Source organism: Herbaspirillum sp. B65, from assembly GCF_000333555.1.
GTDB lineage: Bacteria > Pseudomonadota > Gammaproteobacteria > Burkholderiales > Burkholderiaceae_D > Herbaspirillum > Herbaspirillum rubrisubalbicans.
On sequence record NZ_BADI01000342.1, the window covers coordinates 1 to 1,715 of the forward strand.

Consider the following 1,715-nt stretch of genomic DNA (forward strand, 5'->3'; position numbering starts at 1 on the left):
AAGAAAGACCACAGGGCGATGCTCCACATGTAGATCTTCTTGAACCGAAACGGTCCAGCAGCCAGCCGCCCGGCAACTGCGCCAGCACGTAGCCCCAGCTGAAAGCCGAGAAGATGTAACCCATGGTCACCGGGTCCAGCGACAGTTCGGTCTTCATGGCCGAGCCGGCAATGGAGAGCGTGGCACGGTCCGCATAGTTGACCGTGGTGACGACGAACAGCAGGAACAGGATCAGGTAGCGGATATGGGTGGGCTTGACCGCCCCGGCCCCGCCGGTGGTGTTGCTTTGCGCCAATTGGAATCTCCGAGTCTCGATCGCCATCCGCGCTACCCTGCCCGGCCAACTCGCTGACCGCAGGAACGCGGGCAGATGGAGCATCAGGCCGGGCCGGGAGTGTCTCTTGGCGTATTGTTATGGTTTGAAGTGATTTGTTATAAGACGTCATACAACATGAGGCGCAGTATAACAGGACGCGAAACGGACGCAAGCGCTCAATGTAGTCTGGCAAAGACTTGGCGCATTTCAGCAAAATCCGTGGAGCTGGTTGGCGCTGCTGCTGGCGGCCACTGGTGGTATGACATGCATAGGCCGCTGACGTAGCGTCCGGTCGCAGGTATGATGCGCGCATTTTCCGCATTTCCTCATCTTTTGCCTACCCGACATGAATTCCTCTTCCAGCCTGCCGTCCTCTCCACGCGGCGCGTCCGCCTGGCTCAAGCCCCTGCTGTTCATCCTGGTGGCGGCCATCGGCCTGTACTACGTGAAGTGGTCGCCCTATTACCTGAAATCCTTCGTGGCCGCCGACAAGCACAGCATTGGCAACTCCATCCTGGCCAATGCCCCCGCTGCCCCATGGTCGGCCGCCCTGGAATATGCCGGCGTGTATTTCCTGGCCATCTGGAAAGCCGCGGTGCTGGGCGTGCTGCTGGGTTCGCTGGTGCAGGTGCTGGTGCCGCGTGACTGGCTGCTGCGCGTATTCGGCCGTGCCGGGCTGGGCTCGACCATTCGCGGCGGCCTCTTCGCGCTGCCCGGCATGATGTGCAGTTGCTGTGCCGCGCCGGTGGTGGCCGGGATGCGCCGTCAGCAGGTTTCGGTGGGGGCCGCGCTGGCCTTCTGGATCGCCAACCCGGTATTGAATCCGGCCACGCTGGTGTTCATGGGCTTCGTGCTGGGCTGGAATTTTGCGGCCCTGCGCCTGGTGGCGGGCGTACTGCTGGTGCTGGGCGTGGCGCTGATCGCGCAACGCGTGGCGCAGGCCGAAACCCTGCCGCAGGCGGCACTGGACGCCGTGGCCGCCGCCGAATATGAACCCCTCGACGACGGCCGCCCTTTCCTGCTGCGCTGGGCCGCCAAGCTGTGGCAATTGTTCTGGACCACCATCCCGGTCTACCTCGTGGTGGTGCTGGCGCTGGGCGCGGCGCGCGTATGGCTGTTCCCGCAGGTCGATGCCAGCATGGGCAACAGCCTGCTGTGGATCGTGACGCTGGCGGTGATCGGCACCTTGTTCGTGATCCCCACGGCCGCCGAAATCCCGATCGTGCAATCGATGCTGTCCTTGGGCATGGGCGTGGGTCCGGCAGTGGCCTTGTTGATGACCTTGCCCAGCATCAGCCTGCCGTCGCTGCTGATGCTGCGCACCTCCTTCACGCGCCGTGTGCTGGTGACGGTGACACTGCTCACCATCCTCATCGGTGCAGCCAGCGGGCTGGTGGCC

1 protein-coding gene and 1 pseudogene are annotated in these 1,715 nt (G+C 63.6%); one reads left to right on the plus strand and one right to left on the minus strand.

Features of this window, described 5'->3' with window-relative positions; all coding sequences use genetic code 11:
• Window positions 1-295, minus strand: a pseudogene (locus I5W_RS08595) (MFS transporter); the annotation flags it as partial.
• A 367-nt stretch (window positions 296-662) separates the two neighbouring features.
• On the opposite strand from I5W_RS08595, the gene I5W_RS08600 reads away from it, so the two are divergent.
• Window positions 663-1,715 (plus strand): permease (locus I5W_RS08600; RefSeq protein ID WP_044528909.1); only part of this gene is annotated, 1,053 nt, incomplete at its 3' end.